Below are 6,507 nucleotides of genomic sequence, written 5' to 3'. Positions count from 1 at the left end.
TTTAACTATTTGTGAAAAGCCTTTTGTACTTAATTATTCTTCTTCTTCTATTTCCACCGTCGGATAATGCTTTAGAAAGTAGATTAGAGACTGCAGTTCTACGGCTAGGTCAATATGATGGACCCTTATTAATGGCGGCACATTTAACCTTGCCGGCGTGAAATTTAATATTCCTTTTATATTCGCATTGACAAGTCGGTCGGTTATCATTTGAGCGACAGGAGCAGGAACCGTTAAGATGGCAACTGAAATATTAGACTCTGCTAAAACCTGCTCTAAATCATCCATATGATGAACTGGAACCTCGCGAATCGTTGTTCCCATCTTTTCTGGATCCACATCAAAAGCGCATGCTATTTTTGTGTTATTATTTTTTAAAAAATTATAGTTTAAAAACGCTGTCCCGAGATTACCGACCCCTATTAAGGCCACCCTTGTTAATTCATCCTGATCTAAGGTTTTACGGAAGAAGGAAATCAAGTAATTAACATTATACCCATAGCCCTTTTTCCCTAATGCACCGAAATAGGAAAAGTCACGGCGAATCGTTGCTGAGTCCACCTTAACTGCTTCACTCAATTCCGCTGAGGAGACCCTTTGCTTGCCGGAACTATGCAGGTTTTTTAAAAATCGATAGTAGAGGGGCAGCCGCTTGGCTGTCGCCTGTGGTATTTTCGTTGTTTCATTACTCATAATCTCCCACACCCCATGAATGGTTTAATTAAAAATTATTTAACCTTTTCATCTCTTTTAAAATCACCGTTTTTACCGCCCGTTTTTTCGACAAGATACGTCGGTCCAATCACCATACCTTTATCAACGGCTTTGCACATATCATAAACGGTTAAGGCACAAGCGGATGCAGCTGTTAACGCTTCCATTTCAACACCTGTGTTTCCTTTCGTCTTAACTGCTGCTGCAATATATAAATGATAATTTTCATCCAAGTCCTGTTCCCACGAGAAAGAAATATTAACCCCGGTCAATGGAATCGGATGGCACATTGGAATCAAATCCCATGTTTTTTTTGCTGCCATGACAGCTGCTACCTGCGCCACTGCTAAGACATCGCCCTTCTTCATCTCATTATTCGTTATTTTATCATAAATTTCCTTACTAACGGTAATGCTGGAATGAGCAAGTGCCGTACGTGCCGTTTCCGGCTTATCACTGACATCGACCATTTTTGCTCGGCCTTCTTCATTAAAATGCGTAAATTCTGCCATATAAAAAATCCTCCCATCAAATCATACACTATTTTTCCCTCTAAGTGTGTGAAACTTTGAACTAAATATTACATTTTTTGTCGATTTATGATCCCCACACCCCTATCATAGCGAGCAGTTTATTGCCGACCCACCGGGAATAAGGTACACTAATCCTATGTAATAGAGGTGAATGAGAATGATTTTACTACAGGTTAATCAATTACAAAAATTCTATGGTGCTGACCTTATTTTATCGAATATTAAGCTCGAATTACAAACCCGTGACCGCGTCGCTCTGGTTGGACGTAATGGGGCAGGAAAATCGACATTATTGAAGATTATTGCCGGGCACTTGTCGCATGATGGCGGGGAAATCATCAAGCCAAAAGAAGTAACGATTGGTTATTTAGCTCAAAATACCGGGTTAGAATCATCGTTGTCCATATGGGATGAAATGCTGACGGTTTTTGAACCGCTCCGTTTAATGGAAAAATCACTCCGCACACTTGAAGAACAAATGGCGGACCCCAATGTTTTTGAAGACAACGGAAAATATGAACGAATCCTAAAAGAGTACGATCATCTTCAGGTGACATTTAAAGAACAAGGAGGTTATCAATACGAAGCAGAGATGCGCTCCGTCCTGCATGGTTTGAATTTCCGGGACAGATCCTTGATGATATCCAGTCTAAGCGGCGGGCAGAAAACACGGCTTGCCTTAGGTAAACTCCTTTTAACAAAGCCGGATATCTTAATTCTGGATGAGCCGACTAACCATCTTGATATTGATACACTTACATGGCTTGAGCAATATTTACAAAGCTATCATGGTGCAATTTTAATTGTTTCTCATGATCGTTATTTTTTAGATAAAGTTGTGACTCAAGTTTATGAAGTTTCCCGCAAACAAATCCAAAGGTTTTCCGGAAACTATAGTTCTTACCTTGATCAAAAGGCAGCAAATTATGAGCGTGATTTGAAGCTTTTCGAAAAACAGCAGCAGGAAGTCGCTGATCTTCAGGACTTTATCCATCGGAATTTAGCGCGGGCATCGACAACTAAACGGGCCCAAAGCCGCCGCAAAAAGCTGGAGATGATGGAGATGATGGACCGTCCCTTAGGCGATGAAAAGTCTGCAACATTTTCGTTTGAAATTGAAAAGCAAAGCGGCAATGACGTACTAACCGTCGATTCACTCGCTGTTGGATACAAGGGCGATAAAGTATCAGAGAACATTTCTTTTCGAGCCTTTAAAGGTGAGAGTATCGCATTAGTGGGACCGAATGGGATTGGCAAATCCACGCTTTTAAAAACAATTATTAAAAAGTTACCTGAACTTGCTGGAACCATTCTTTATGGGACAAATCTTCAGATTGGGTATTATGATCAGGAACAGGCTGAATTGACTTCTAATAAGCGGGTCTTAAATGAACTCTGGGATGATTATCCATTAAAAAATGAAAAGGAAATCCGTACCGTGCTCGGTAATTTCTTATTTTCCGGCGACGATGTCTTAAAAATTGTTTCCACCTTAAGCGGCGGCGAAAAGGCCCGCCTGGCTTTAGCTAAACTAATGTTAGAGAAAGCCAATGTTTTAATTTTGGACGAGCCTACGAACCATCTTGACTTAGATAGTAAGGAAGTTTTAGAGAACGCATTAATCGATTACCCAGGCACGATATTGTTTGTCTCACACGACAGGTATTTTATTAACCGTATTGCCACAAAGGTCTTAGAACTTAGTCGTCAGGGAAGTACAGAATTCCTCGGAGATTATGATTATTATCTAGAGAAGAAATTAGAGCAGGAAGAACTTGCCGCACTGGCGCTGGCCGCTTCCGTAAAAAAGTCAGCACAAACAGAGGCTGTTGAGAAAAACTCTTATCAACAGGATAAGGAAAGTAAAAAACAAGAGCGTCAGCGAAAAAGGAAATTAGAAGAAATGGAACAGCGAATTGAAGAACTCGAAGAACAAATTCAAGAATTCGAACAGCAACTATGTGAGCCGGAAATTTTTCAAAATCACGAAAAAGTAATGGAAATCAACCTAAATAGTGAAAAAGCGAAGTCCGAGCTCGAGCACTTAATGGAAGAATGGGCGGAGCTTGCTGAATGATTAAAAGGGCGGAAACACCATTTAGCTCACAGATAATTATTCAATATTTATGCAAAACCAGGCAATGCCTGGTTTTTTGTTTATAATAATACAAGTATCGACAAATTTCGCTAAAATCCTTAGATTAATAAAGTTGTACACTTTTCCACAAGTTTATACACACTACAAACAGGATAGCCTCAATGCTTTTTTTAGTTTTCCACATTATCCACATTAAACACCTTACTTATCCACATTATACACAGGTAACACCTCACTTATCCACATTCAGCAGATTTTCATCTGTATTTTTATAAAATCTTATCAACAAAAAAACTCTTCTTATCCAGAAGAGTTTTAGTTATATAATTCGATATCCAGTCCGGGATTGGCGTTTAACGTCAAATTTGCTCGAATTCCCTTTTCAAACATTACACTTCCTGCCGCAGCAATCATGGCGGCATTGTCAGTACATAATGATAGAGGCGGGATCACTAATTCAATACCCGGCTTATCTGAAAAGGCCTTCTCTAAGGCATTTCTTAGTCCCTTATTAGCAGCAACTCCGCCAGCAACTAATACCTGTTCTACACCGTATTCCGCGACAGCCTTCATTGTTTTTGTTACTAGAACTTCAATGACGCTTTCTTGAAAGCTTGCTGCCAGGTCCTCAGGGGCGATGATTTCACCGCGTTGCTCGGCATTATGGACCGTATTTATGACTGCTGATTTTAAACCGCTAAAGCTAAAATCATACGAGCCTTCCTCTAACCATGCTCTTGGTAAGTTAATCGTCGGATTTCCAGCCTGCGCCAAACGGTCTATATGGGGACCGCCGGGGTAAGGCATGCTTAACGTCCTCGCAACCTTGTCGTAGGCTTCCCCGGCGGCGTCGTCCCTTGTTTCACCAATGACTTCAAAATGTCCATGTTCCTTCATATAAACGAGCTCTGTATGCCCGCCAGAAACGACTAGAGCCAAAAGCGGGAACTTCAATTCTGTCACAAGCCTGTTCGCATAAATATGTCCTGCTATATGGTGGACAGGGACCAGTGGCTTGTTTTGAGCAAATGCCAAGGCTTTCGCGGCATTTACCCCAATTAAGAGGGCACCAACCAGGCCCGGTCCCTCTGTGACAGCAATTGCATCAATCTCTGCAAATGTCATATTTGCTTGTTTCAATGCTTCCTCCGTTACAATTGTAATTTGCTCTACATGGTGGCGGGAAGCAATTTCAGGAACCACACCCCCAAAACGTTTATGACTTTCAATTTGCGATGCGACTACATTCGCAACAATTTCACGGCCATTTTTTATGATGGCAACTGCCGTCTCATCACAGCTTGTTTCTATACCCATAATCCATTGATCTTTTTTCATAAATTTGCCCACATCACTAAACCATCTTCCTGATTATCTGAATAATAATTTTTGCGGATCCCGCCATTTTGAAAGCCGAGCTTCCGGTATAGAGATTGTGCCACATGATTGGTTACACGGACTTCAAGGGTCATACTCTTTCCCCCCATCTCTCTGGCAACTGACATCATTTTTCGCATGATTGCCTCACCAAGTTTCCTGCCCCTATATTCAGGCAGAATCGCCACATTCGTTACATGGGCCTCATCAATTACAATCCATGCCCCACAATAACCGAGGATTTTACTATTTTCCTCTAGAACAATATAAACAGCAAATCGATTATTGTGTAATTCATTATAAAAAGCTTCACGACTCCAAGGAGTACTAAATGATGCATGTTCTACTTCTAAAATTTGCTCAATATCCTCATCCCTCATATTGCGAAAAACAAAAGAATCTACCATAACTCTCTATTCCTATCCATTTAAAATTTTCCCCTTCGCTTCCAACCATTTCGCTTCAGCTTCCGCTAAACGGATATAATTTGGAACAAAGGAATGAATGTCCTCTCCCGGTTTATCCTTACCAAGAAGGGCAAGCTCTGCTGGACGAGGATTATGCTCCGTACCAGCTGCGAAAACAGCCTGAGAAGCTAGCGCTGCTTCAATTGCTGCTTGATGGAGTGGTAAATCATTCCCGATAAATAGAATTGATTTTCCTGTTTCTTTGAGGGAATCAGCCCAATCTGATAACATAGACAAGCGATCCTCTTTTACTGATGTAAGTTCACCACTGTGATATTGGTACAAGCCTGTATAGACCTGTCCCCTTCTCGCATCAAATAGCGGCGACACATAGCCATCAAAATAGCGGCCTACCCCCGAAGCTAAAATTTCTAAGCTAGAAATACCTACAAGAGGAATGTTCAAAGTCCATGCTAATGTTTTTGCTATGGTTACACCAATTCTAACTCCTGTATATGAACCCGGTCCCTTTGCGACGACAATCTTCGTTAAATCGGCAGGAACCTTTTCACAATCTTTCATTAGTGTCTGAATAGCAGGCATAATTCGAACAGAGTGGTTCTTTTTTAAATTGGTTATATATTCACCAAGTACCTGATTATCTTCTAAAAGCGCCACTCCTAACGCATAGTTAGAAGTATCAATCGCTAATATAGTCATGAAAAAATCTCCTTACATAATTGCTCATATCTTTTCCCCTGAGGTACGAATACCATTCTTCTAGTATCCCCTTCTTCACGATACAGGAAGATGGTCAGCCGTTCCAGCGGGAGCTGCTCTTCAATCAAGTGAGCCCATTCCACTACTGTCACTCCCTCCCCTTCAAAGTACTCATCAAAACCGAGGTCTTCGAAAGCATCCCCCACACGGTAAACATCCATGTGATATAACGGGAGTTTTCCCTTATATTCCTTAATAATCGTAAATGTCGGACTGTTAACTGTTCTTTTAATCTCTAAGCCTTTTGCCAAGCCCTTAGTAAATGTAGTCTTCCCGGCACCTAAATCTCCTTCAAGCGCCAGAACATCCCCAGGTTGCAATCGCCCGGCTAATTTAGCGGCAAATTGAGAAGTCTCCTCTGAATTGGTTGTTATTCGTTCGAATTGATTCATTCAATCACCTTTTTATTTCAACTTTGCGTCACATCTTCATTTTACCTTATTTATGTGCAAAAAAACCTTAGGATCTCTCCTAAGGATGCCTTTTTCATATGTAGTTTACATGATTTTTAACAATTGAGCAAAAAAGCCTTTGTTTAATGGCATAAAAAAAGACGAAACCTTGTTTCGTACAAATTTTACAATATTAATGGCGGTCC

The 6,507-nt window shown here is 40.8% G+C and carries 7 protein-coding genes; 1 reads left to right on the top strand and 6 read right to left on the bottom strand.

Features of this window, described 5'->3' with window-relative positions:
- Positions 1-33: 33 nt before the first annotated feature.
- Together BDR01S_RS24070 and moaC are read right to left on the bottom strand one after the other, a co-directional pair.
- Positions 34-693 (bottom strand): redox-sensing transcriptional repressor Rex, encoded by a 660-nt coding sequence (locus BDR01S_RS24070; RefSeq protein WP_066249633.1) that lies wholly within the window; start codon positions 691-693, stop codon positions 34-36.
- Positions 694-728: 35 nt separating this feature from the next.
- Complete coding sequence (gene moaC / locus BDR01S_RS24065; protein WP_066249630.1) at positions 729-1,226, bottom strand: cyclic pyranopterin monophosphate synthase MoaC; 498 nt, start codon at positions 1,224-1,226, stop codon at positions 729-731.
- A gap of 178 nt (positions 1,227-1,404) precedes the next feature.
- Here moaC and BDR01S_RS24060 point away from each other — a divergent pair, with 178 nt between their 5' ends.
- Positions 1,405-3,324, top strand: a complete 1,920-nt coding sequence (locus tag BDR01S_RS24060; protein ID WP_066249628.1) for an ABC transporter ATP-binding protein — start codon at positions 1,405-1,407, stop codon at positions 3,322-3,324.
- 336 nt (positions 3,325-3,660) lie between these two features.
- Here the strand turns inward: BDR01S_RS24060 and tsaD are convergent, their stop codons facing one another.
- Genes tsaD through tsaE form a run of 4 tightly spaced genes read right to left on the bottom strand, consistent with a single transcriptional unit; the run spans position 3,661 to position 6,301 of the window.
- Positions 3,661-4,683 carry a tRNA (adenosine(37)-N6)-threonylcarbamoyltransferase complex transferase subunit TsaD gene (gene tsaD, locus BDR01S_RS24055; RefSeq protein WP_066249625.1) on the bottom strand — a complete coding sequence of 341 codons (1,023 nt, stop codon included), beginning with the start codon at positions 4,681-4,683 and terminating at the stop codon, positions 3,661-3,663.
- Positions 4,680-5,129, bottom strand: a complete 450-nt coding sequence (rimI, locus tag BDR01S_RS24050; RefSeq protein WP_066249622.1) for a ribosomal protein S18-alanine N-acetyltransferase — start codon at positions 5,127-5,129, stop codon at positions 4,680-4,682. The genes tsaD and rimI overlap by 4 nt, the downstream gene beginning before the upstream one ends.
- A 12-nt stretch (positions 5,130-5,141) precedes the next feature.
- Positions 5,142-5,849, bottom strand: a complete 708-nt coding sequence (tsaB, locus tag BDR01S_RS24045) for a tRNA (adenosine(37)-N6)-threonylcarbamoyltransferase complex dimerization subunit type 1 TsaB (RefSeq protein ID WP_066249620.1) — start codon at positions 5,847-5,849, stop codon at positions 5,142-5,144.
- Positions 5,846-6,301 carry a tRNA (adenosine(37)-N6)-threonylcarbamoyltransferase complex ATPase subunit type 1 TsaE gene (gene tsaE / locus BDR01S_RS24040; RefSeq protein WP_066249618.1) on the bottom strand — a complete coding sequence of 152 codons (456 nt, stop codon included), beginning with the start codon at positions 6,299-6,301 and terminating at the stop codon, positions 5,846-5,848. Before tsaE ends, tsaB begins: the two co-directional genes overlap by 4 nt.
- Positions 6,302-6,507: the final 206 nt, after the last annotated feature.

Source organism: Neobacillus drentensis NBRC 102427 (genome assembly GCF_001591445.1).
GTDB classification, from domain to species: Bacteria; Bacillota; Bacilli; order Bacillales; family Cytobacillaceae; genus Neobacillus; species Neobacillus drentensis.
The sequence above is the reverse complement of the archived record's forward strand: the minus strand, read 5'-3'. Positions and strand labels throughout refer to the sequence as shown.